The 25,929-nt window shown below is 64.5% G+C and carries 13 protein-coding genes and 1 pseudogene; 10 read left to right on the top strand and 4 right to left on the bottom strand.

The genetic code is table 11. The annotated features are described in order from the left end of the window. Nucleotides 1–23: 23 nt before the first annotated feature. A pseudogene (locus GEV02_RS30480) lies at nt 24–476 on the top strand (YidB family protein). Here the strand turns inward: GEV02_RS30480 and GEV02_RS30475 are convergent. The 4 genes from GEV02_RS30475 to GEV02_RS30460 form a co-directional block, all read right to left on the bottom strand. After that, on the bottom strand, nt 477–1,016 hold the full coding sequence (locus GEV02_RS30475; RefSeq protein ID WP_152809282.1) for a DUF2058 domain-containing protein: 540 nt from the start codon (nt 1,014–1,016) through the stop codon (nt 477–479). It lies immediately after the preceding pseudogene. A gap of 74 nt (nt 1,017–1,090) precedes the next feature. Further along, nucleotides 1,091–3,682, bottom strand: coding sequence for a TonB-dependent receptor plug domain-containing protein (locus GEV02_RS30470; RefSeq protein ID WP_152841563.1), 2,592 nt, complete (start codon nt 3,680–3,682; stop codon nt 1,091–1,093). 271 nt (nt 3,683–3,953) lie between these two features. After that, nucleotides 3,954–4,994 (bottom strand): LacI family DNA-binding transcriptional regulator, encoded by a 1,041-nt coding sequence (locus tag GEV02_RS30465; RefSeq protein WP_328595956.1) that lies wholly within the window; start codon nt 4,992–4,994, stop codon nt 3,954–3,956. After that, on the bottom strand, nt 4,973–5,836 hold the full coding sequence (locus GEV02_RS30460) for a polysaccharide deacetylase family protein (protein ID WP_152841562.1): 864 nt from the start codon (nt 5,834–5,836) through the stop codon (nt 4,973–4,975). Before GEV02_RS30460 ends, GEV02_RS30465 begins: the two co-directional genes overlap by 22 nt. Before the next feature lie 381 nt (nt 5,837–6,217). On the opposite strand from GEV02_RS30460, the gene GEV02_RS30455 reads away from it, so the two are divergent. The 9 genes from GEV02_RS30455 (at nt 6,218) to pulA (ending at nt 25,876) form a co-directional block, all read left to right on the top strand. Continuing rightward, entirely contained in the window at nt 6,218–9,163 is a 2,946-nt protein-coding gene (locus tag GEV02_RS30455; RefSeq protein WP_152841561.1) for a TonB-dependent receptor, read from the top strand. Nucleotides 9,164–9,252: 89 nt separating this feature from the next. After that, nucleotides 9,253–10,770 (top strand): tryptophan halogenase family protein, encoded by a 1,518-nt coding sequence (locus GEV02_RS30450; protein ID WP_152841560.1) that lies wholly within the window; start codon nt 9,253–9,255, stop codon nt 10,768–10,770. Continuing rightward, entirely contained in the window at nt 10,763–11,464 is a 702-nt protein-coding gene (locus GEV02_RS30445) for a SapC family protein (protein WP_152841559.1), read from the top strand. The genes GEV02_RS30450 and GEV02_RS30445 overlap by 8 nt, the downstream gene beginning before the upstream one ends. Further along, nucleotides 11,457–12,461, top strand: coding sequence for a cupin-like domain-containing protein (locus GEV02_RS30440; RefSeq protein WP_152841558.1), 1,005 nt, complete (start codon nt 11,457–11,459; stop codon nt 12,459–12,461). The genes GEV02_RS30445 and GEV02_RS30440 overlap by 8 nt, the downstream gene beginning before the upstream one ends. A gap of 10 nt (nt 12,462–12,471) precedes the next feature. After that, a complete protein-coding gene (locus GEV02_RS30435; RefSeq protein WP_152841557.1) occupies nt 12,472–13,998 on the top strand; it encodes a tryptophan halogenase family protein in 1,527 nt (508 codons plus the stop codon). Nucleotides 13,999–14,116: 118 nt separating this feature from the next. After that, nucleotides 14,117–15,757: a DUF4214 domain-containing protein gene (locus GEV02_RS30430; protein ID WP_152841556.1), complete on the top strand. Its 1,641-nt coding sequence runs from the start codon at nt 14,117–14,119 to the stop codon at nt 15,755–15,757. Nucleotides 15,758–15,796: 39 nt separating this feature from the next. Then, nucleotides 15,797–19,174 (top strand): DUF4214 domain-containing protein, encoded by a 3,378-nt coding sequence (locus GEV02_RS30425; RefSeq protein ID WP_152841555.1) that lies wholly within the window; start codon nt 15,797–15,799, stop codon nt 19,172–19,174. Nucleotides 19,175–19,215: 41 nt separating this feature from the next. Further along, nucleotides 19,216–22,578 carry a DUF4214 domain-containing protein gene (locus GEV02_RS30420; RefSeq protein ID WP_152841554.1) on the top strand — a complete coding sequence of 1,121 codons (3,363 nt, stop codon included), beginning with the start codon at nt 19,216–19,218 and terminating at the stop codon, nt 22,576–22,578. 169 nt (nt 22,579–22,747) lie between these two features. Next, nucleotides 22,748–25,876: a pullulanase-type alpha-1,6-glucosidase gene (gene pulA, locus GEV02_RS30415; protein ID WP_152841553.1), complete on the top strand. Its 3,129-nt coding sequence runs from the start codon at nt 22,748–22,750 to the stop codon at nt 25,874–25,876. Nucleotides 25,877–25,929: the final 53 nt, after the last annotated feature.

Genomic DNA, 25,929 nt, shown 5'->3' with positions numbered 1-25,929 from the left:
CTTGCCCTTGATTTAGTGCAAAGATGACATCTCGACCGCCGTACCCACCGGAGAAGATGATGAGCTTACTGGATCAACTGGCAGGACAGGTACTGGGATCGCTGGGAGGCGGACAGCAGGCCGAGGGGCAGCAAGGGAACTTGCTGTCGGGCGTGATGGCGATGATAGACAACGCCGGCGGCGTGCCCGCCGTGCTGGAGCAACTGAAGAACAGCGGCCTGGCGGACCAGGTCATGTCGTGGATAGGCACGGGCGCCAACCAGGCCATTTCCGGCACCCAGCTGGAAGCGGCGCTGGGTTCGGATCAGCTGCAACAGATCGCCGGCTAGGCCGGCATCGATCCGTCGCAGGTGTCGTCCGGCCTGGCGCACCTGCTGCCGCAGATTATCGACCAGCTGACGCCGCATGGCGAAGTGCCGGCCGACGGCCTGCTGGCGCAAGGCCTGAACCTGCTCAAGGGCAGGCTGGCCGGCTGATTACCACATCAGATCGTCGGGGATCTGGAAGGCGGCGTAAGGATCGTCCTCTTCCACGGTGGTGGTGCTCTTGTTGACGCGCACCACCATCGCCGCATCGCGCTCGGCGATCTTGTCGGCGATCACGCGCGGCACCAGTTCGGCCACGCCGTTCAGCACCACGATCACCAGGCGGCCGGCCACCAGATGCTCGCGCACCGCCGCCGTCACGAACATGCGCTCGATCTTGCTGCCGTGGGTGTAGTTGTAGGCGATGTCGCCGTTGCGGCCCTTGTCCTGGCGGTTCTGCTGCACCATCTGCGCGATCTGCGCCACGATGGCTTTCTGCTGCGCCGCGGCGTCGCGCTGCGCGTTCAGTTCGCGGTTGCGCTCGGCCAGCTTGCGCTGCGCCTCCTGCGCGGCCAGCTTGGCCTCGTCCACGGACTGCGTGCCGGAGCGGCGCTCTTCCTTCTTCTGCTTGCTCTTCTCCTGATTGGCCACCTTGACCTTGTTCTTGGCAACCAGGCCGGCCTTCAGCAATTGATCTTGTAACGAAACCATGTGTACCACTCCATAAAAAAGGTCCGCCGCCCCTTGCGGGAACGGCGGACCCCATTATAGCTGCGGCGCCGCGCTTAGAAGCGATAGTTCAGCGAAGCGGCGAAGGTGCGGCCCAGTTGGCTGAACTGCGAACCATCGTAGGTCACCATCGAATAGCGGCCGTCGAAGGTGATCGAGTTCGACTGCACTTCGGACGGGGTCATGCCGGTAGCCGGGTCTTTGACCTTGCTGTCCAGCAGGGCCTGGCCGGCCGAGTTGAGCGCCCGCATATTCCACTTCGGCGTCACGTTCAGGATGTTGTTGACGTTGAACGACAAGGTCACGTTCTTGGCCACGTTGTAGTTGAACGCGAAGTCGGTGACCACCTTGGTCTTGAACGCCACTTCCAGGTTGTTGTCCAAACCGGCGTTGCGGAAGTGGGTAGGACCGAACACGGTGTTATTCAGCGAGAAGTTGTAGTCGCGGTAGTCGAGGTCCGCGCCGAAGATGGTCTTGAACTTCGGACGCGACGTGAACATCAGCGCTTCCTGGGTCGGGTCGAGCACGGACTGGTTCGCCGCCGCCACCGTCGAAGGATTGTTGACGTTGCCCTCACGCTCGTTTTTCAGCGACAGATTGCCCGACAGGTTCAGCGTGACCTTGCCTTCGCCCAGCGGCAGGTTTTTGCGCGACAGCACATAGTCGAGACCCGAAGTACGGCTGGTCAGCGCATTGGCGAAGAAGCTCACCGACACGATGCCGTTGGCGTTCAGCACCTGATCGAGCGGGCTGGCCTTCACGCAAGCGTCTTGCTCGACCGGGTCGGGCTTGTTACAGGCCGGGACGATTTCCTTGCCGAGCACGATACGGTTCTTGACCTTGATGTTGTAGTAGTCGACCGTGATGCTGGTGTTGTTGTCAGGCTTCAGACCCAGGCCCAGCGTGATGTTGTTCGACTTCTCGGCCTGCAGTTTCGGCACGCCGAGCGCCGCCGCTTCCTTGGACACATTGTTGACCAGGCCGGAGACCTGAATGCCCTTGCCCGGCACGAAGGAATACTGCGCCTTCTGCGTGTAGATCTGCGCCAGCGATGGCGCGCGGAAGCCGGTCGATGCCGATGCGCGCAGGGTCAGCTGCTCGCTGACTTTCAGGCGCGACGACAGCTTCCACACGAACGCGCTGCCGAAGTCGCTGTACTTTTCGTAGCGGCCGGTGCCGTCGATCAGCAGGCTGTCGCTGATATCCCAAGTCGCGCCGCCGTACACGCCGTAGTTCGAGCGCGAAGTCGGGAAGGAATTGCGCGGATCGTTACCGGCGAAGGAATCCGCACCGGTGCCGATATACGACGCTTCTTCGCCGGCGATGGTCTTGAATTTTTCATGACGGATTTCGGTACCCGCATACGCGCTGACGGTCGACGCCACTTGCTTGGAGATGTCGCCGTTGAACACGAAGTGTTCGAACTTCACGCCGCCGGCGTTGAAGTGCGTCGGCGAGGCAGCGCCCAGGCTGCGGTTGACCGAATTGCCGACTTCATAGCTTTGCTCATTGCCGCCGTAGGTCAGGCTCAGGTCCGTGCCCCAGCCGCCCAGCTGGAACTTGACGCCGCCGGTGGCGTTGTAGTCGTCGAGCTTGCCGACAAACGTAGGCACATAGCCCAGGTAAGGGCTGCCGGCCGGGTGCAGCAGGCCGTAGTCGGTCGGACGCCAGTACGGCGTGCGGTAGTTGGCGTAGCTGTCGACCTGCTTGTGCACGTAGGCTGCGTTACCGTAGACCGAGACGTCGTCGCTCAATTCGTAGCGGCTGTTGACCAGCGCTTTTTGCGCGGACGTGGCAGGCGAGCCGTTGATGTTGCCGGCGTCAGGCTTGATCGCCAGGAAGGCTTGCGCATCGGCCAAGGTGCCGCCCAGCGTATCGGGCTCGGCGCGGGCATCCACGATGCCGGGACGGTTGGACAAGCCAACGTGGGAAACGTCGAGCGTGTAATTGATAAAGCCGCGATCGCCCAGCGCCACGCCATGGTTCAGGCTCAGGCCGCCCATCTTGCCGTCGCTCTCATGGGTGATGCCGGCGCGCGCGGTGACCGAACCGCCCTCGGCATTGTCCTTGAGGATGATGTTGACCACGCCGGCGATGGCGTCGGAACCGTACTGCGCCGAGGCGCCGTCGCGCAGCACTTCAATGCGCTTGATCGCGTCTTGCGGAATGGCGGAAATGTCGGAGCCGCTTTCGCCGCGGCCCGGCGAAGTCTGGGTGTAGACCAGCGAGCTGGCGTTCTTGCGTTTGCCGTTAATCAGGATCAGCACGCGGCTCGGTCCCATGTTGCGGATCTCGTACGGGTCGAGCAGCGACGTGGCGTCGTTGACCGGCGTTTGCACGGTGTTAAAAGAAGGCACGCGGAATTGCAGCGCTTTATCGAGCGATGCCTGACCGGTCTTGCTGAGCTCACGCGAGCCGATGATATCGACCGGCACCGGCGTATCGACCATGGTGCGCTGGGCGCCGCGGCTACCGGTGGAAACAATCACCACTTTCTGGATATCGTCCGGTGTCGCATCGGCCGCGGCAGCGGACTGCACGGCGGCGGTTTGCGCGACGGCGGCAGCTTCTGCCTGGGCCTGGGCTTGAGCCAGGACGTAAGGGCTGGCGGACAATAACAACGCTGCGAATGGAAAGTTCTTCTTCATGTGCGATCTCTTTTATTTTCGTGATGTTATAGGTGTCTGTTGCTGGTGCTACGGGTGCTCGGTAATGATTGTTGCTACAGATGAATGTATAGACATCATTGTTGAGCGTCCATTGTTTCCGGCAAACTTCCGCGTTAAACCAGGTTCATGCGGCAAATTAACAACTATGAAAAACGATTTCCGGCGATCGCGCAGGCGTGCAGCCGCCAATCCGCACCAAAACAGGGGATATTGCACCAGGAAAGTGCCCCGCACCACGGCGGGGCAAGGGTCAGCTTTTGCCGCTGCGGCGCGCCGGTTTGGCGGCGGGATGGGAGGCCAGCGAGGCGCGCAAGGTCATCGTCACCGGATAGCCGCGCGTGACGGGACGCTGCAGGCCGTAGCAGCTGTTGAGCAGCGCGTTGATGCCGTTCTGCGTCATCTCGCGCCACGGCATGTGCACCGTGGTCAGGCGCGGCGCCGAAAATTCCGCGCTGGGCGTATCGTCGTAGCCGATCACCGACAGCTCGTGCGGCACGCGGATGCCGGCCTCCTGGAAGTAAGACAGCGCGCCCACCGCCATCTCGTCGTTGGCGCAGAACAGCGCGCTGCACGGCTGCTTCGAATCCATCAGCTCCTTGGCCGCAGACCAGCCACCGGCTGGCGAAAAGTCGCGCTCCGTCACCCATAGCTTGGCGATGTCGACGCCGTTGGCGTGCAGCTCGCCGAGGAAGGCGTTGACCCGCACCACGTTGTCCGGCAGGCTGGCCGGGCCGGCCACCACGGCGATCTGCCGGTGGCCGTGGTCGAGCAAGGTGCGCGCCGCCATCCGCCCGCCCAGCGTGTGGTCGACCGTGAAGCACTGGCCGGCGATGCTGTCGAAGCTGTGGTTCAGCACCACCATGTGGTTGGACTGCGGCCGCAGCGCGGCGATGTCCTCTTCCTGCAGCACATTGGTCATCAGGATCAGGCCGTCGCAGCCGCGCTCGATCAGGAACTCGATGCCCTCGATCGCCTGCTGGCGCGCGCCGCCCAGGCCGGCGCCGAAGGCCACCACCATGTGCAGGCCGGCGGTGCGCAATTCGTTGTCGATGATTTGCAGGATGGGCGTGTAGAAGGTGCCGCTCAGCACCGGGATGTACACGCCTATCATCTGGCTCGATCCCGACAGCAGCGTGCGCGCCGCGTGCGACGGGCGGAAGCCCAGCTCGTCGATGGCCGCCTTGACCCGCGCCAGCGTGGCCGGCGATACCGAACCCTTGCCGCTGACGACGCGCGAAGCGGTACCCAGTCCTACGCCCGCGAGGCGGGCTACGTCTTTGATGGTGGCCACGGCTTGTGCTTTTTCACGTAGGTCATGATGTTGATAAAAGTGTCGGTCCAGTAGATCCGGCGGTGCGCGGCCAGGTAGCGGACCAGCTCCTCGTGCGCGGCCGACGACGTGCTCAGGTAATCGCCGCCGACGCCGTGGAAGGTGATGTTGACCATGCCGCCCTGCTGCGCCGCCCGTTCGACGATGGCGATCAACTCCCGGCCGCTGAGGCCTTGCGGCGCCAGCACCGCCACCGCGTACGGATCGAGCGCGGCCATCGGCGCCGTCACGCCGTCGCCGCCGCCGGCCTTGATCGCCGCGAAGGCCGGCGCGATCAGCGGCAGATAATCGACGCCGCCCGCGCCGCCGGCCAGCCGGTCGCCGCAGGGCACGGTGTAGGTGCGCTCGCGCTTGCCGTCGATGGCGTACAGCATGGCGTTGGCGGCCAGCACCTGGTCCTGCATCTGCTCGGCGCTGGTGGTGTCGAGGTTGCGCTGCGGCTGCACCCAGTCGTGACCGGGCGCCGCCCGCGAGCATTGATGGAACAGGCTGTGGTTGCCCAGCTCGTGGCCGTGCCTGGCCGCGCGGCGCCACGCCGCCAGCCGCCGCTCGACCACCGGGCTCGACAACTGCAAATAAAAGCTGCCCTTCAAGCCGTACTTGTCGAGCACCGGCATGGCGTGGTCGAGCTGGGAATCGAGGGCGTCGTCGTAAGCCAGGCTGACGGCCGCCCTCGCCCCGCGCGGCCAGCCGGCAGCGGGTTCAGACCCGGCGCCGGCGGCGGCCGCCGGCGCCGGCTGGAACAAGCCCAGCCAGACCGCGCCCAGCGTCGTCAAAGATCGAATAAAAGGTCGAGCATGCATGCAAAGTGTCTCTTTTTGGAAACGTTACCAGCCATGATGCGCGGCTTGCTTTCCTCTGTCAACGAAAACCGGGTGTGGCTTATGTGGCATTGCAAATTGACTTTGAATTTCGTTCGGTGCTATATTTGCCACACGAAATGGAAACCTTTCCAAACCGGGAAGGCGGAAACGGCAGACGGGACGCCTACCGGCCCCGGCGATTTTTTTGCAACACCGATGGCGCAGTTTTAATGGCTGGCACGGGCGCAGGCGGCCCTGCCGGCTGACTTCGATTGACAAACTATTTCGTCAATCATACTATTCGACGGATTGCTATGGAAACGTTTCCATGTCCATCCGTGGAAGTGGCAGCGAGCTGTTCATAAAAACACAGGAGATAACATGCATTATCCAAAGGCACGACAGAAACTCATCAGCCTGGCGGTGGCCAGCGCTTGCGCGGCGGCGGCCGGGCAGGCACTGGCGCAGGAAGCCCCCGTCAAGGCAGCCGAAGCGCCCGCAGTCCAGAGCGTGGTCGTTACCGGTCTTCGCCAGAGTCTGCTTTCCTCGATGAACCTGAAACGCAATTCCGACGGCATCGTCGACGGCATCGTTGCCGAAGACATCGGCAAGTTCCCCGACACCAATCTGGCCGAATCGCTGCAGCGCATTTCCGGCGTCTCGATCGACCGTTCGATCGGCGAAGGCTCGAAGATCACCGTGCGCGGCGTCGGTCCCGACTTCAATCTGGTGCTGTTGAACGGCCGCCAGATGCCGACCTCCAACCTGGGCGACCTCAACGGCCGCGCCTTCGACTTCGCCAACCTGGCGTCGGAAGCGATCTCCCAGCTGCAGGTGTATAAAACCAGCCGCGCCGAAACGGCCACCGGCGGCATCGGCGCCACCGTCAATGTGATGACCGCGCGTCCGTTCGACCGTCCGGGCATGCATGCGAGCATAGGCGCCAAGGGCGTGTACGACAGCACCAACGGCAACCTGCCGGGCGACGTCAAGGCCAGCAAATCGACCACGCCGGAAGTATCGGGCCTGTACTCGAACACCTTCGACAACAACAAGTTCGGCGTGGCGCTGACCGGCAGCTATCAGGAACGCAATCTGGGCTACAACACCGCCGCCGTCTCCAACGGCTGGCGCGGTCCCTTCCTGGGCAGCGATCCGGGCGGCGGCGCCGAGGCGCTGAAAGGCGCCACCGCCAACGCCCCTGGCCCGAAAGACTTGTTCTCGGTTCCGCAAAACCTGAACTACAACTTCAACGGCGTCAAACGCCAGCGCACCAACGCCCAGCTGACCTTGCAATACAAGCCGGTCGACACGCTGGTGACGACGCTGGACTACACCTACTCCGAGAACAAGATCCAGACCAAGCGCAACGACCTGTCGGCCTGGTTCAACCTCGGCCCATCGACCAGCACCTGGACCGGCGGCCCGGTCTCCAGCCCGCTGGTCTACCAGGAATTCATCCCGAGCGGCACTTCCGACATCGCCATGGGCGCGGCCGACTTCGCCACGAAGACGCAGAACAAATCGCTGGGCTTCAACGCGGTGTGGAAACCGACCAAGGACCTGCGCTTCGAACTCGACACGCACCACTCGACGGCCGAATCGAAAGCGGACAGCCCCTTCGGTTCGAGCAACACGCTGGGCACGGCCAGCTTCAGCCGCGGCAACACCACGGTCGACTTCAGCCATGACTTCCCGGTGCTGAGCATTTCGGGCGCCGACTTCACCAAGTCCCCGCAGCAGGTCACCGGTTCGGTGTTCACCAACAACTACATGAAGGGCGAAGTCGACCAGACCCAGGTCAAGGGCGCATGGAAAGTACTGGAAGCGTCCGAACTGAAATTCGGCGTCGCCGCGTCGGAAGTCAAGAACCGCTCGGCCTTCTCCAACCAGCAGCGCGACACCTGGGGCGGCGCCACCAAGCCGTCGGATTATCCAGCCAGCGTGTTCCATCAGGAATCGCTGCGCCAGTACTTCGACCATGTCGGCGGCAGCGGCAGCTCCAACCTGTTCAACCAGTTCTACACCTTCAACTTCAACCAGGTGCGCCAGCTGGCGGCCACCGCGTCCGGCCTGCCGGCGCTGTACATGCCGAAGAACACCTTCGACAACGACGCCCGCACCGAAGAGAAATCGAAATCCGGCTTCATCCAGTTCAACACCGACTGGGATACCAAGCTGCCGATCCGCACCGCCATCGGCCTGCGCTATGAAACCACCGACGTCGTCTCGACCGCGCTGGTGCCGGCCGCCGTCAACATCAGCTGGGTCTCGCAGAACGAATTGCCGATCACCTTCGGCGATCCGACCTTCACCACGCTGACCGGCAAGTACCACAACCTGCTGCCGAGCTTTGACTCCGACATCGAGATCACGCCGGACCAGAAGATCCGCTTCAGCCTGGGCGAAACCATCGGCCGTCCGCGCTACGACCAGATCCAGGGCGGCACCACGCTCGACCGTCTGACCCGCACCTTCGGCGGCACCGGCAACCAGGGCAATCCTGCGCTGAAACCGGTCAAGTCCAAGAATCTGGACCTGTCCTACGAGTGGTACTACGGCAAGCAGAACTTCTTCTCGCTGGGCTACTTCCGCAAGAACCTGGAAAACTACGCCGGCCAGTCGCAGATCGACGCCACGCCGTTCAACCTGCACACGCCGGCCGGCGGCAAGTTCTGGAACGAAGCGCTGGCCCATGGCTGCGCCACCAGCGACACCACCTGCATCCGCGACTACATCTTCACCAACCACAACGGTGCGCCGGGCGTGACGCGCGGACCGGACGCCAACGGCCACACCACCGGCACCATCGTCGGCCAGCCGGACGATCCGATCGCCAACTTCAAGATCAACTCCTATTCCAACCAGAAGGCTGCCAGCCTGAACGGTCTGGAGGTGAACTTGCAGCACATGTTCGGCAACAGCGGCTTCGGCGTGTCGACCAACTACACCTACGTGCACTCGGGCCTGGGCTACGACAACGCCAAGATGGGCGAGCAGTTCGCGCTGGTCGGCATGTCGAACTCGTCGAACGTGGTCGGCATCTACGAGGACAAGAAGTTCACCGCCCGCGTGGCCTACAACTGGCGCGGCAAGTTCCTGTCGTCGACCTTCGACGGCTCCGGCCCGAACCCGCAGTACGTGGAAGCGTATGGCCAGTTCGATGTCAGCGTGGGCTACAACTACAACGACAAGCTGAGCTTCCAGTTCGAGGGCATCAACGTGGGCAACTCGATCACCCGCACGCACAGCCGCACCGTGCAGCAGCTGGAGTCGGTGACGCAGCAGGGTCCGCGCTACATGGTCGGCGCGCGCTACAAGTTCTAACCGGTAGTTGAAGCAACCGGGGCCGCTGCCTGGCAGCGGCCCTTTTTCAGTTAGACTTCCAGCAATCTCATCACCTCAAGGCGAGTAACATGATCCGACGCATCGTGATTGTGGGTGGCGGTTCCGCCGGCTGGCTCACGGCCGGCCTGATCGCGGCCGACCACCAGGGCACGCCGCTGCACATCACCCTGATCGAGTCGCCCGACATCGCCCCCATCGGCGTGGGCGAAGGCACCTGGCCCAGCATGCGCGACACGCTGCGCCGCATCGGCGTTTCCGAAGCCGACTTCTTCCGCGAGTGCGACGCCGCCTTCAAGCAGGGCTCGCGCTTCAACCGCTGGGTCGATGGAGGCGACCACGACTACTACTTCCATCCCTTCGTGCTGCCGCAAGGCTATGGCGAAGTCAACCTGCCGCAGCAGTGGCAGGCGCAGCATCCCGATACCCCGTTCGCCGACCTGGTCAGTTTTCAACCTCACCTGTGCGTCAACGGCCGCGCGCCCAAGCAAGTGAGCACGCCGGAATTCGCCTCGGTGGCCAACTACGGCTACCACCTCGACGCCGGCAAGTTCGGCGTCTTCCTGCGCAAGCACTGTCTGGAAAAGCTGGGCGTGCACTATGTGCCGGACAACGTCGTCGGCATCGTCAGCCACGACAACGGCGACATCGCCGCGCTGCAAACGCAGAGCCACGGCGCGCTCGAAGCCGAGCTGTTCATCGACTGCACCGGCATGCAGTCCCTGCTGCTGGGCAAGCACTACGAAGTGCCCTTCATCTCGCAAAAGCACGTGCTGTACAACGATTCGGCGCTGGCGGTGCAAGTCCCCTACCCTGCCGACGATTACCCGATCGCCTCGCAAACCTCGTCCACCGCGCAAAGCGCCGGCTGGATCTGGGACATCGGCCTGCCGACCCGGCGCGGCGTCGGCCATGTGTACTCGGGCGCGCACATCAGCGACGACCAGGCCGAGGCCGAACTGCGCCGCTACATCGTCGCCACCGGCGGCCCGCAGGATATCCCGTCGCCGCGCAAGCTCAGCTTCAACCCCGGCTACCGCGCGCGCTTCTGGCACCGCAACTGCGTGGCCATCGGCCTGTCGGCCGGCTTCATCGAACCGCTGGAAGCTTCGGCCCTGGCGCTGGTGGAAATGTCGGCCGCGATGGTCAGCGACGAGCTGCCGGCCACGCGCGAAGCGATGGACATCGTCGCCCGCCGCTTCAACGACGCCTTCACCTACCGCTGGGAACGGGTGATCGATTTCCTCAAGCTGCACTACGTGCTGAGCCGCCGCCGCGACAGCGACTACTGGCGCGACAACACGGCCGCCGTGCCCGAACGCCTGAACGACTTGCTGACGCTGTGGCGCCACCGCGCGCCATCGCGCAACGACTTCAACCGCATCAAGGAAGTATTCCCGTCGGCCAGCTACCAGTACGTGCTGTACGGCATGGGCTTCCGCAGCGAATACACGCATCCCCAGGCGCAGCAAGCCGCGCAGGCCGACCACTACTTCCGCGAAGCGGCCGCGCTGACCCGCAAGATGCTGGGCGCGCTGCCGAGCAACCGCGAACTGATCAACCACATCACAAAAAGACACCATGCCTAACATCGCCCTGCTGAACAATGTAGAACACAAGGATCTGCGCGTCATCACCCGGCGCGGCGCCCGGTACGGCGACCGCCAGATGGCGGCCGTCACCTTCCCCGCCGAATTCCGCGACGTGCAAGCGTGCTACCCCATCGTCTTCCGCAAGACCACCGACGGACTGGGCTTCGAACCGGTCGCGCTGTTCGGCTTCCATGAAGAGGAAAACCTGTTCCTGGACGGCGAGCGCTGGAATGCCGCGTATCTGCCGATGATGGTCGAACGCCTGCCCTTCCTGATCGGCGGCAGCGGCAGCGAGCTGATGGTGCACATCGACCTCGACAGCCCGCGCATCAGCCGCAGCGACGGCGAGGCCGTGTTCCTGCCGCACGGCGGCAACAGCGACTTCCTCGAACGCAGCAGTTCCATGCTGCTGGCCATCCATCGCGGTCTGCAAGACACCCCGGCCCTGCTGGCCGCGCTGCTGCAACACGAGCTGCTGGAAAGCTTTGTGCTCGACGTCGAACTGAACGACGGCTCGCAAAACCGCCTGGTCGGCTTCCACACCATCAACGAGGACAGGCTGGCGGCGCTGGGCGCGGACGCCGTGGCCGCGCTGCACCAGGCCGGCCACCTGCAAAGCATCTACATGGTGCTGGCCTCGCTGTCCAACTTCCGCCTGCTGATCGACCGCAAGAACGCCGCCCATGCCTGAAGCCATACGCGAGATCAGCGGCCTGGGCGTGAACGACCTGGGCGACGAAATACTGACCGCCACGCAGCCGCTGGTGTTGCGCGGCCTGGCCGGCAGCTGGCCGATGGTGTGCGCCGCGCTGGCCGACGAGCGCGGCGGCGACGCCTACCTGCGCCGCCACTACCGCGACGCCACGGTCGGCGCCATGCTGGGTCCGCCGGAAGCGGGTGGCCGCTTCTTCTACAACGCCGATATGGACGGCTTCAATTTCTATCCGGTGCACGCCAAGCTGGGCGCGGTGCTGGACGAAATCGAAGCCAAGCGCCATCAAAGCAAGCCAGCCACCGTCTACGTCGGTTCGACCACGGTGGAAACCTGCCTGCCCGGCTTTCGCGAACACAACGACATCAACCTGGGCGGCCGCGACGCGCTGGCCAGCATCTGGATCGGCAACCGCACCCGCATCGCCGCCCACTACGACGTGCCGGACAACCTGGCCGTGGTGGCGGCCGGCCGCCGCCGCTTCACGCTGTTCCCGCCTGAACAATTGAAGAACCTGTACATCGGCCCGCTGGACTTCACGCCGGCCGGCCAGGCCATCAGCCTGGTGGACTTGCTGAACCCGGACTTCGACAAATATCCGAAATTCGCCGAGGCGCTGGCGCACGCGCAAAGCGCCGAGCTGGGGCCGGGCGACGCCATCTTCATTCCCAGCATGTGGTGGCATCACATCGAAGCGCTGGACCCGTTCAACGTGCTGGTCAACTACTGGTGGCGGCAATCGCCCGACTACATGGATACGCCGACCAGCACGCTGATGCTGGCCTTCCTGACCATGCGCGAACTGCCGGCCGCGCAGCGCAAGGCGTGGCAGGAAATCTTCCGCCACTACATCTTCGAAGCCGACGACACCACGTCGGCGCACATCCCCGAGCACGCCCGCCATGTGCTGGGACCGCTCAACGACGACGCCGCACGCGCGCTGCGCGCCCACCTGCTGAAAAAAATAAACCGCTAAGGAGACCACGATGAACCCAGACACCCGAGATTCCAAGCAGCGCCGGCCGGTACGCCGCGTCGTCATCGTCGGCGGCGGCACCGCCGGCTGGATGGCGGCGGCCGGCATCGCCAAGGTGCTGGGCAAACGGCTCGACATCAAGCTGATCGAATCCGACGAAATCGGCACGGTCGGCGTCGGCGAGGCCACAATACCGACGCTGATGAATTTCCATAATCTGCTGGAAATCAACGAGCAGGAATTCATGGCCGAGACCCAGGCCACCTTCAAGCTGGGCATCAGCTTCGAAGGCTGGCGCAACGTCAAAGAAGACTACATCCACTCCTTCGGCGTCACCGGCACCGACCACTGGACCGCCGGCTTCCAGCACTTCTGGCACAAGGGCGTCGAGCGCGGCCTGGCCGGCGACTACGGCGACTACTGCCTGGAACTGAAAGCCTCGCTGGAACACCGCTTCGCGCATCTGCCTGACAACGGCATGAACTACGCCTACCATCTGGACGCCAGCCGCTACGCCAAATACCTGCGCCGCCTGAGCGAGCCGCGCGGCGTGCAGCGCATCGAAGGCAAGATCGTGCGCTACACCAAGCATGAAGACAATGGCGACGTCCGTTCGGTGGTGCTGGAATCGGGCCAGGAAGTCGAAGGCGACCTGTTCATCGACTGCACCGGCTTCCGCGGCCTGCTGATCGGCGACGCCATGCAGGAGCCGATGGAAGACTGGAGCCAATGGCTGTTCTGCGACCGCGCCATCGCCGTGCAGACCGAGGCCGTGGCCGACGCGCTGCCGCTGACGCGCTCGATGGCCCACCAGGCCGGCTGGCAGTGGCGCATACCGCTGCAACACCGGGTCGGCAACGGCATCGTGTATTCGAGCCGCCACCTGGACGAGGACGTGGCGATGAAGCAGCTGATGTCCAACGTGGAAGGCAAGGCGCTGATTACGCCGCGCGTCATCAAATTCAAGCCTTGCCAGCGCAAGCACACGTGGAAGGGCAATGTGGTGGCCATCGGTTTATCGAGCGGCTTCCTGGAGCCTATCGAATCGACCAGCATCCACCTGATCCAGCGCTCGGTGGTGCGGCTGATGCAGACCTTCCCCACCGACAGCATCAGCCAGGCCGACATCGACGAGTACAACAAGCAGTGCAACAGCGAGATTGAGCACATCCGTGACTTCATCATCTTGCACTACCATGTCAACAACCGCACCGACTCGCAGTTCTGGATAGCCGCGCGCGAGATGAGCATCCCCGCCTCGCTGCAGCACCGCATCAATCTGTTCCGCGAAACCGGCCGCGTGTTCCGCGTGCCGAACGAACTGTTCGCGGAGAACTCGTGGATACAGGTGATGCTGGGCCAGGGCATCATGCCGCGCTCGCACCACCAGAGCGCCGACCTGATGGGCGACGAAGAACTCAAGCACTTCCTCGGCGGCATCAAGTCGCGGGTCGACCGCATCGTCGTGCAGCTGCCGAGCCACCAGGCCTATGTGGAACGCTACTGCGGGCGCGCGGAATCGGCCAGGGCCGCGTGATTTTCCCGCGCCCCCTCCATGCCGCCCTCGTGGCGGCTTTTTTTATGTGATTTAGTTGCCCCACATGGGTTACTCTAATGATAATATTGCCTTTCAATAACATACACGACCAACACCGATGACCATCCTTCACGACACCTCCATCGACGACGACGTCGGCAACCAGCCCGACAACGCCACGCAGCTCGCCATCGGCGCCAGCGCCAACGGCAAGCTGGAAGTCGCAAGCGACAACGATGTGTACAAGGTGTCCGTGATTGCGGGCCAGGTCTATGCGTTCCAGCTGCAGCACGATGGCCTGCCGTCGCAATGGCCGACTCTGGCCGTCACCGATGCGCAGTCCAGGCCGCTGGGCCTGCTCGCGCCGGGATCGGTCGATGGCTACAAGCTGTACACGGCCACCGCCACCGGCGACATCTACCTGAACGTCAGCGAAGACCGCAACTATCAGCCGGTCGGCTACACGCTGTCGGCCGTCTCGCTGGGCGCGGACGATTACGGCAACGAACAGAAATCCGCCGGCAGCGTGGCCATCGGCAGCCAGGCTAAGGGCGCGCTCAGCTACGCCGGCGATGTCGACATGCTCAAGGTCACGCTCAAGCAAGGCACGACCTATCAGTTCGACCTGCAAGCGGGCGACATCGGCGGACTCAATCCGCAGTACACCTATGCGTTCGAGCTGTACGACGCCAAGGGCAAGTACGTCGCGAGCTACGACAACAGCTTCAGCTACAAGGCCATCGGCACCGGCGACTACTTCCTGTCGATCAAGGCCGACCAGGTCGACGCCGCCGCCACCGGCAGCTACATCGTCAGCACCAGCGCGCAGGACGCGCCGCCGCAACTGGCGGGACCGGTTGCCGGCGGCGTCGTGCGGCTCGGCCTCAGCGACGCGCTGTCGCTGGACTTCGACCAGAAGATCCTGGCGCCGGACGGCAGCGGCATCACGCTGACGGACGCCGCCGGCAATGAAATCCCGCTGACGGAAATCCTCAGCGTAAGCGGCTCGCACCTGACCATCGATCCGCTGGTCCACCTGGCGCCGGGCACGCGCTACACGCTGGACATCGCCGCCGACGCCATCAGCAACCTGAACGGCACCGGCTACGCCGGCCTGCACTACAGCTTCACCACCGTGGCCGCGGTGGCCACCGGCACGGCCGGCAACGACATCCTGATCGGCAAGGAAAACGGCGCCGCCATCCACGGCCGCGCCGGCACCGACACCGTGGTCTACGCCGGCAACGCCGGCAACTACGACATCGTCCAGCGCAACGGCCACGCCGAGATCAAGCCCGTCAACGGCAGCGGCGGCACCGACATCCTCGACGGCGTCGAGCGCCTGCTGTTCGACGACAAGACTGTCGCGCTCGATATCGACGGCGTCGGCGGCAAGGCTTACCGCCTGTACCAGGCCGCCTTCAACCGCGCACCGGACGAGTCCGGCCTGGGCTACTGGATTTCCAATATGGACAAGGGCCTGAGCCTGCAAGCGACCGCCGGCTACTTCGTCGCCAGCGAAGAATTCGGACGGCGCTACGGCGCCAACCTGAGCGACGCGGACTTCGTCACCCAGCTGTACAACAACGTGCTGCACCGCGCGCCCGACGCCGCAGGCCACGCCTACTGGCTGCACGACTTGCAGATCGGCGTGGCGCGCGGCAACGTGCTGGCCAACTTCAGCGAAAGCCCGGAAAACCAGGCGGCGCTGATCCAGGTCATCGGCAACGGCTTCGGCTACATCCCGTACAGCGTGTAAACTACCGCCCCCATCACCGCCACTGAAAGTTCTTCGCCGATGCCCGCTCCCGACAACATAGGGGATACTCCCGATACCTCCGCCCCCCTCGCCGTTGGCGGCACGACCTGGGCCACGTTCGACGCCCAATGGGACCGCGACATGTTCAAGGTCGACCTGAAAGCCGGTGTCACCTACGTGTTTGCCGTCGCGCCAGCGCCGAACGACTACGCGCCGGTGAACAAGGCCACGCTTCAGCTGCGCGACGAGATGCAGCATGATCTGGCGGACGCCACGGGAGCCAATTATGCGGGGCCGGCGCTGGAGTACACGCCGACCGTCAGCGGCACTTACTACGCGCTGGTCGACTACAACAATTTTCAACTGATTTTCCCGGACACCAGCACTTACAATTATCAGATCTCGGCCGCGATCAAGCAGCCGGATGCGCTTCCCGCCAATATCCATACTCCGGGGGTGTTGAGCGCTGGCGGCAGCGTCAGCAGCCGGTTCGACGCGGTGGGCGATACCGACTGGTTCAAATTTCACGCGACAGCGGGCAAGCACTACACATTCACCGTCCCGGCGTCATCGCCAACGCCGACGTCCCTGCAGGTCTACGGCGCCGACGGCCTGCTGCTGGCAGACAAGCTGTACGCGCCGTTCGAACCCATGACCAGCGGCGACTATTTCATCGCCGTCGGCGGTAACGTGGTCCGCGACTACACCCTGCAATCGGTACTGGTCGAAGACGACTACTCGGCCAACGGCAGCAGCGCCGGCAAACTGACGCCAGGAGGCCAGCTCCAGGGACAGATCGACTACAAGTATGATCGCGACTGCTTCCAGTTGAACGTGCAAGCCGGCCAGACCTATACGCTGACGCTGACCAGCGATACGCTGCGTCACAACGAACTACGGTTCGAGATTACCGACGAACGTGACTACCTCGTCAATTCTTCGGACTCCGTGCCCGGCAGCACCGGCACCAGCACCGAAACCCTCACCTTCACGGCGGCCAGCAGCGGCACCTATTCCATCCTGGTTGCTGCGCGCTATCACGATGCCGATATCGAGCAGGGCAACTATACCCTCCATGCATCGGACGCGCTGAAGGACGATCACGGCGACAACCCGGCCAGCGCCACGACGTTTACGCTGGACACGCCCGTGCATGGCGTCATCAACGGCAGCAGCGACCTGGACGTTTTCAAGCTGGCGATGGAGGCGGGAGTCACCTACGGCCTGGTGATCCACAGCCCGTCCACCGACGCCGGCAGCAGCACTCTGCGTGTCACCAACCAATATGGCGGCAGTGCCGGTGTGCTCGATTACTTGCCCACCGGTTCGGCTGACTACGGCCACTATTTCACGCCTGCCGCCACCGGCAACTATTACTTCGAAGTCAGCGGCAGAAGCGGCATGGACTACCAGCTGAAGGCCAGCCCGCTGCCGGACGACTACCACGCCAACGCCGGCACCAGCGGCAGGCTGGCGGCGGGTGGCAGCGCCACCGGCACGCTGGAACGCGAAGGCGACCACGACTGGTTCGCGCTCGACATGACAGCTGGCATGACCTACCGCGTGTCGCTGCAAAGCGCCCCCGACAACAAGCTGTTCGCCGGCTATGGCCCCCTCACCATGAACGTGGTCGACGCCCAGGGCAACAGCCTGGTCAGTACAGGCAATATCAGAAGCCCGGCCGAGGCCGAATTGTTCTACGCGGCGGCGCGCTCCGGCACCTACTACGTGGACGTGGGCTCCGGTTACTCCAAGACGGGCGGCTATGTGGTGCAGGCGAGCGCCAGCAATGACACCGGCGACCAGCCCGACACCGCCACCCGGTTGGCGTCCGAGGGCGCCGTCAACGGCACGCTGGAAAGCGCCGGCGAACGGGACATGTACAAGTTCGCCGCGCTTGCGGGCCGGACCTATGCCTTCTACCTGGAGCACAAGCGGAACAGCAATGCCGCGGACCCGCAAGCGCCCGATCTGACGCTCACCGATGCGAACATGAAGCCGCTGGCCTTGGATACTACCCCGTACGGCGGCAAACACCTGGTGTACACCGCGCAAACCAGCGGCGATATCTACCTGAACGTCAGCCAGCAACTCGCGTACCCGGCTGCCAGCTACACGCTGAGCGCCGGCTTGGGATACATAGACGACTGCGGCAACACCCAGGCGGAAGCTCGCAATCTGGACATCGGCACCGAATTTCGCGGCTGGCTGAGCTATGCCAACGACATCGACCAGTTCAAGGTGAGGCTGTACCCCGGCCACTCCTACCAGTTCGACCTGCAGAGCCGCGACAGCTCCGGCCTGAACCCGAACTACCATTATTCGCTGACGCTGTACGACAATGCCGGCACGCGGCTGCAGTCCTCCGACAGCAGCCTGGGCTATCGCGTCGCCGTCGACAACTACTACTACCTGGTGCTGCGCGCCGATACCAGCGACGCCGGCGCGACCGGCGGCTATACGCTGAAGACGGCGGCGCTGGCCGACGCGCCGCGCTTGCTCGATGCACCGCAGGGCGCCGCGCCGCTCAGCCTGAACGACGTCGTCGCACTCGACTTTGACGAAAAAATCAAGGTCGCCGATATCCACGGCATCAAGCTGAGCGATGCCGCCGGCCATGTGGTCGCATTCGATGAAAACAAATTGATGAGCCTTACCAGCTCACATCTGGCACTGGATCCGCTGACGCATCTGGCGCCCGGCACCAGCTACACGCTCGACATCGCAGCGGGCGCCATCACCGACCTGGCCGGCAATCCCCTGGCCGGCGGCGTGCAGCGCAGCTTCACCACCGTGGCCGCCGTCCAGGCCGGCACCGCCGGCAACGACGTCCTGCCCGGCCCGGCCGGCGGCGTGGCCATCCATGGCGGCGCCGGCACCGACATGGCGGTCTACAAGGGCAACGCCGTCAACTACAGCATCGTCCAGCGCAACGGCCACGCCGAGATCAAGCCCGTCAACGGCACTGGCGGCACCGACATCCTCGACGGCGTCGAGCGCCTGCAGTTCGACGACAAGACCATCGCGCTCGATGTCGACGGCGTCGGCGGCAAGGCCTACCGGCTGTACCAGGCCGCCTTCAACCGCGCGCCGGACGAATCCGGCCTGGGCTACTGGATTTCCAATATGGACAAGGGCCTGAGCCTGCAAGCGACCGCCGGCTACTTCGTCGCCAGCGAAGAATTCGGACGGCGCTACGGCGCCAATCTGAGCGACGCGGACTTCGTGACCCAGCTGTACAACAACGTGCTGCACCGCGCGCCCGACGCCGCAGGCCACGCCTACTGGCTGCACGACTTGCAGATCGGCGTCGCGCGCGGCAACGTGCTGGCCAACTTCAGCGAAAGCCCGGAAAACCAGGCGGCGCTGATACAGGTCATCGGTAACGGTTTCAGCTACATTCCGTATAGCGTGTAAACTAGCGTCCCCCAACCACCGCTACCGAAAGTCCCCTGCTGATGCCCGCTCCCGACAACATAGGGGATACTCCCGCGACCTCCGCCAGCCTCGCCGTTGGCGGAACGACCAAGGCCACGTTCGACGCCCACTGGGACCGCGACATGTTCAAGGTCGACCTGCAAGCCGGCGTGACCTACGTGATTGCCGTCTCGTCGGCGCCGGGCGACTTCGTGCCGATGGCCAAGACCTCGCTTCATCTTGGCCTCGATCGCAATGATCTGGCGAGCGCGGTGGGAGCCAACTCGGCGGGGCCGGCGCTGGAATACACGCCGGCCGTCAGCGGCACTTACTACGCGCTGGTCAACTACGATGACGCTCAGCTGTTCCCGAACAACCTCACCTACTCCTATCAGATCTCGGCCGCCGTCAAGCAGCCCGATGCGCTTCCGGCCAACATCCATACCCCGGGCGTGCTGGCCGCCGGCGGCAGCGTCAGCAGCCGATTCGACGTGGCGGGCGATATCGACTGGTTCAAATTTCACGCGACACCGGGCCAGCACTATGCGTTCACCTTCCCGGCCTCGTCGCTGACGTCCACATCCATGCAGGTCTACAGTGCCGACGGCCAATTGCTGGACGGACTGTATGAGCCGTTCGAACCCATGACCAGCGGCGATTATTTTGTCGCCGTCGGCGGCAACGTGGTCGGCGACTACACGCTGCAATCGGTGCTGGTCAACGACGACTACTCGGCCAACGGCAGCAGCGCGGGCCAGCTGGCGGCAGGCGGCCAGGTCCAGGGCCGCCTGAACTACGTGAACGATCGCGACTGCTTCCATCTGACGGTGCAAGCCGGCCAGACCTATGCGCTGGTGCTGAACGGCGATCCGCTCAACCAGAACGAACTCCGCTTCGAGATCGCTGACGAACACGGCTCCTTCGTCGCGTATTCAGACGGCGCGCCAGAGACCGTCAGCACCCATGTCAGCACCTTCACGGCGGCCAGCAGCGGCACGTATGCCATCACGGTGGCCTCGCTCTATCCCGACGCCAAGATCGGAAACGGCAGCTATACCCTCAAGGCCTCCGTCCCGCTGAAGGAAGATCACGGCGACAGCCCGGCCAGCGCGACCACGCTCCCGCTCGGCACGCCGGTGCACGGCGTCATCAACAGCAGCAGCGACCTGGACGTTTTCAAGCTGGCGATGGAGGCGGGCGTCACCTACGGCCTGGAGATCAGCGGCCCGTCCGTCGACGCAGCGGTCAGCCAGCTGCGCGTCATCGACCAGAATGGCGACTATGCCGGTGAGCTGGGGTATATACCCTACCTCGGGTATGGCAACAGCCACAGTTTCACGCCCGCCACCACCGGCAACTACTATTTCGAGGTCAGCGGCAGAAGCGGCACGGATTACCAGCTCAAGGCCAGCGTGCTGGCGGACGATTACCACGCCGACGCCGGCACCACCGGCAAGCTGGCGACGGGCGGCAGCGCGGCGGGCACGCTCGAACGCGCAGGCGACCACGACTGGTTCGCGCTCGACATGACGGCCGGCATGACCTACCACCTGTCATTGCAAGCGCCGTCCGGCTCCAGCCTGTTCGAGGGCAACAGCAGCCTCGTCATGAACGTGTTCGACGCCCAAGGCAAGCAACTGACCAACACAAAAGTTTTCTTCGATGCCGCGCACGCCGACCTGTACTACGTTGCGTCGCACACCGGCACCTATTACGTGGATGTGGGTTCGCTGTTCAATGGCGCCGGCGACTACGTGCTGCAAGCGAGCGCCCGCAGCTACGACACCACCGACCAGCCCGACACGGCCAAACGGCTGATGACAGGCAGCACCACCTACGGCATGCTGGAAGTGCCCAGCGAGCGGGACATGTACAAGTTCGCCACGGTGGCGGGGATGACCTATGCGTTCCGGCTGGAACACAAGTTCGCCGGCAGCGCCACCGCCGCACAGGCGCCCGACTTGACCATCACCGACGCGCAGCTGGCGCCGCTCGGCGTGGTCGCCAGCGTGAACGGCGGCAGCTACCAGGTGTACACCGCGCAAACCAGCGGCGACATCTATCTGAACATCAGCGAACAACTCGCCTACCCGCCCGTCAACTACACGCTGAGCACCAGCTTCCTGGGCAAGGACGACTACGGCAACACCCAGGCCGGCGCGCTACGCCTGAGCGTCGACAGCGAACTCCAGGGCAAGCTGAACTATGCCGGCGACATCGACGTGCTCAAGGTAACGCTGCAAGCCGGCAGCTCCTATCAGTTCGACCTGCGCAGCAACGGCCTTGGCGGCCTGGACCCGCATTATGCTTACTCGGTCGCGCTCTACGACGACAGCGGCGCCCTGCTGCAGAGCGCCGGCAGCAGCGTCGGTTATCGCGCCGCCACCGCCGGCAACTATTACGTGGCGGTGCGCGCCGATACGGCCGACGCCAACGCCGTCGGCGGCTATACGCTGAAAGCGGCAACGCTGGCCGCCGCGCCGAAGCCGATCGACGCGCTGCCGCACACCGCGCCGTACGGCCTGAGCGAAGTCGTCGCGTTCGACTTTGACGAGAAGGTCAAGGTGGCCGATATCCAAGGGATCAAGCTGAGCGATGCCGCCGGCCATGTGATCGCGCTGGATGAGCATAGTCTGACCGCCACCGCCGACTACCATCTGGCGCTCCGTCCGCTGTCGCACCTGGCGCCGGGCACCAGTTACACGATCGATATCGCGCCAGGCGCCATCAGCGACCTGGCCGGCAATGTGCTGGCCAGCGGCCTGCATCGCAGCTTCACCACCGTGGCCGCGACAGGTGCTGGCACCGCCGGCAACGATATCCTGATCGGCAAGGCAAACGGCGCCGCCATCCATGGCGGCGCCGGTACCGACACCGTGGTCTACGCCGGCAACGCCGGCAGCTACAGCATCGTCGAGCGCAACGGCCATGCCGAGATCAAGTCCGTCAACGGCGGCGGCACCGACATCCTCGACGGCGTCGAACGCCTGCTGTTCGACGACAAGACCATCGCGCTCGATATCGACGGCGTCGGCGGCAAGGCCTACCGCTTGTACCAGGCCGCCTTCAACCGCGCGCCGGACGAGTCCGGCCTGGGCTACTGGATTTCCAATATGGACAAGGGCCTGAGCCTGCAAGCGACCGCCGGCTTCTTCATCGGCAGCGAAGAGTTCGGACGGCGCTACGGCGCCGACCTGAGCGACGCGGACTTCGTCACCCAGCTGTACAGCAACGTGCTGCACCGCGCGCCTGACGCCGCAGGCCACGCCTACTGGCTGCACGACCTGCAGATCGGCGTGGCGCGCGGCAACGTGCTGGCCAACTTCAGCGAAAGCCCGGAAAACCAGGCCGCGCTGATCCAGGTCATCGGCAACGGCTTCAGCTACATTCCGTACAGCGTGTAGCGCCAGCCCGGCCCGCCACGCGCAACGCCACCTGCGGGTGGCGTTTTTTTGCCTGTTCATCAGCAACAACACTCCATTGAAATATTTATCATTTCCATATTTTTTAAGTAGTAATATTACAGGCCATCCAATCCACCGATGATTGGAGTCATAAAATACGGAGACCAGCATGGAAATTAGCTGTAGTTTAGTTTCACATCTGAAAGTCATCACGGCCATGGGCGCGCTCGCCCTGCTGGCCGCCTGCGGCGGCAGCGACGGCGGCGCCAGCGCCCCGGCCACCCGGCTATTGGGCGGCAGGATGGTATCGGGACTGGTGGCGGCGCCGCCCGCCCCGGCCAACATCCGCATGCACTTCCACCGCGCCGCCGGCGACGCCAGCCAGTGGGGCGTGTACTCGTGGGACGGCCCGGTCAACCCGAGCCCGGGCTGGATCAGCGGCCGCTTCATGATGAACCAGAGCGACGACTTCGGCGGCTACGTCGACATCCCGGTCGACACCGCCAAATCGGCGATCTGGTTCCTGGTCACTGACGGCAGCGGCAACAAGAACTGCGGCAACGACCAGTCGGCCAACTTCGCGCCCGACATCGCCGCCAACGGCCAGGAAGTGTGGATGCTGGAGGGCGACTGCACCGTCTACAGCGCGCCGCCCGCCATCAGCTACGGCAACCTCAACAACGCCAGCGCGCACTGGCTGTCGGCCGCCACGCTGGCCTGGCCGGGCGCGTCCGCCGACGGCAGCTACCGCCTGTACTACGCGGCCAATGGCGGCCTCGGTTCCAGCGCGGCCGGCGTCACCGGCGCCGACGGCAGCATCGCGCTGAGCACCGGCGCGCTGCCGGCGCCGCTGCAGCAAAAATATCCGCACCTGGCCGGAGCCACCGCGCTGACCATGGCCGACGCCGACGCGGCCGGCATCGCCGCCAAGGCCAGCGGCCAGTTCGCCGTGGCCCGCTTCGACGCCAGCGGCAAGCTGCTGCAAGTGACCTCGCTGCAAATGAGCGGCATGCTCGACAGCGTGTTCGCCCCGGCCGCCGCCAATGCCACGCTGGGCCTGAGCTACGACCGCAACGGCGTGCCGACCTTCCGAGTGTGGGCGCCGACCGCCAAGTCGGTCAGCCTCCAGCTCTACCCGGACGCCAGCAGCGCCCTCACGCTGACGCGCGCCATGCAGCGCGACGCCGCCAGCGGCGTGTGGAGCTACACCGCGCCCGACGCCGGCTGGGTCAACCGCTACTACTACACCTACAAGGTGCAGGTGCTGTCGCGCTGGGCCGGCAACGCGCTGGTCGACAACACGGTGACCGACCCCTACTCGTTCAGCCTGAACGCCAACAGCCAGCGCAGCTTCGTCGCCAACCTCGACAGCGCCGCGCTCAAGCCGGACGGCTGGGACCAGCATCCGCTGCCGCGCCTCGACAGTCCGACCGACATCGCGCTGTACGAGCTGCACATCCGCGACTTCAGCGCCAGCGACGCCACCGTGCCGGCCGCGCACCGCGGCAAATACCTGGCCTTCACCGACCAGGACTCGGACGGCATGCGCCACCTGCGCCTGCTGCAGCAATCCGGCCTGACCCACATCCACCTGCTGCCCTCGTTCGACTACGCCAGCGTCAACGAAGCCGGCTGCACCACGCCGGCGATACCGAACGCCGCCGCCAACGCCAGCGCCCAGCAGGCGGCGGTGGAAGCGACGCGCGGCGGCGACTGCTTCAACTGGGGCTACGATCCGGTGCACTACACGGCGCCGGAAGGCAGCTATGCCACCGACGCCAACGACGGCGCGGTGCGCGTGCGCGAGTTCCGCGCCATGGTGCAGGGCTTGCACAAGCAGGGCCTGCGCGTGACGATGGACGTGGTCTACAACCACACCAGCGCTTCGCAGCAGGGCCCGCTGTCGGTGCTCGACAAGATCGTGCCGACCTACTACTACCGCCTCAACGCCGGCGGCGGCATCACCAACGACAGCTGCTGCGCCGACACCGCCTCCGAGAACGCCATGATGGCCAAGCTGATGATCGATTCCGTCAGCACCTGGGCGCGCGACTACAAGGTCGACAGCTTCCGCTTCGACATCATGGGCTTCACGCCGCTGGCGGTGATGAAGCAATTGCAGAGCGCCGTCAACGGCGCGGCCGGACGCGACATCTACCTGTACGGCGAAGCCTGGAACTTCGGCACCGTCGGCAACGATGCCCGCTTCGTGCAGGCGCGCCAGGCCAATATGTACGGCAGCGGCATCGGCTCGTTCAACGACCGCATCCGCGATACCGTGCGCGGCGGCGGCTGTTGCGACAGCGGGTCCAGCCTCATCAGCCAGCAAGGTTTCATCAACGGCGTCTACACCGATCCGAACGCGCAATCGACGCAGACCAGGGACGACTTGCTGCGCCTGGGCGACCTGGTCAAGGTGGCCTTGTCCGGCACGCTGCGCGACTACAGCTTTGTCGACCGCAGCGGCGCCCTGCGCACGAACGCGCAGATCGATTACTTCGGCCAGCAGGCGGGCTTTGCCGCCAGCCCGGCCGAGACCATCAACTACGTCGAAGCGCATGACAACCAGACGCTGTACGACCTCAACGTCTACAAGCTGCCGGTCGGCACCAGCATGGCCGACCGCGTGAAGGTGCAGAACCTGGGCGCGGCGATCAATATCCTGTCGCAGGGCGTGCCCTTCCTGCACGCCGGCCAGGAAATCCTGCGCTCGAAATCGATGGACCGCGACAGCTACGACGCCGGCGACTGGTTCAACAAGCTCGACTACAGCTACCAGTCGAACAACTTCGGCGTCGGCCTGCCGATGGCCGGCGTCAACCAGGACAACTGGCCGCTGATGTCGCCGCTGCTGGCCAATCCGCTGCTCAAGCCGGACAGCATGGCCATCGTCAGCGCGCGCAACGCCGTCAACGACCTGCTGGCGATCCGCCAGGACAGCAGCCTGTTCCGCCTGCGCACGGCGCAGGACGTGTCGGAGCGGCTGCGCTTCCACAACACCGGGCCGCAGCAGGTGCCGGGGATTATCGTGATGAGCATCGACGGCCAGCATCCGCGCCGCTACGACGGCGCGCGCTACAACGCGGTGGTGGTGCTGTTCAATGTGGACAAGGTGGGCAAGACCATCGCCGTGCCGGAACTAGCGGGCCGCAAGCTGGTCATGCACCGCATCCAGCAGGGCGCGGACGGCGGCAAGGGCGCGCGCAGCGGCAGCTACAGCAGCGCCGGCGGCAAGTTCACCATCGCCGCGCGCAGCACGGTGGTGTTCGTCGAGGAGGCGGCGCACGCAGGGGATTGAGGCTGGCGGCGCGTGGGTATTGGTGAGTTTTCATAATGGCAAAAGATGCTAAA

The sequence above is a fragment of the Rugamonas aquatica genome (assembly GCF_009380215.1).
Taxonomy (GTDB): domain Bacteria; phylum Pseudomonadota; class Gammaproteobacteria; order Burkholderiales; family Burkholderiaceae_D; genus Rugamonas; species Rugamonas aquatica_B.
The sequence above is the reverse complement of the archived record's forward strand: the minus strand, read 5'-3'. Positions and strand labels throughout refer to the sequence as shown.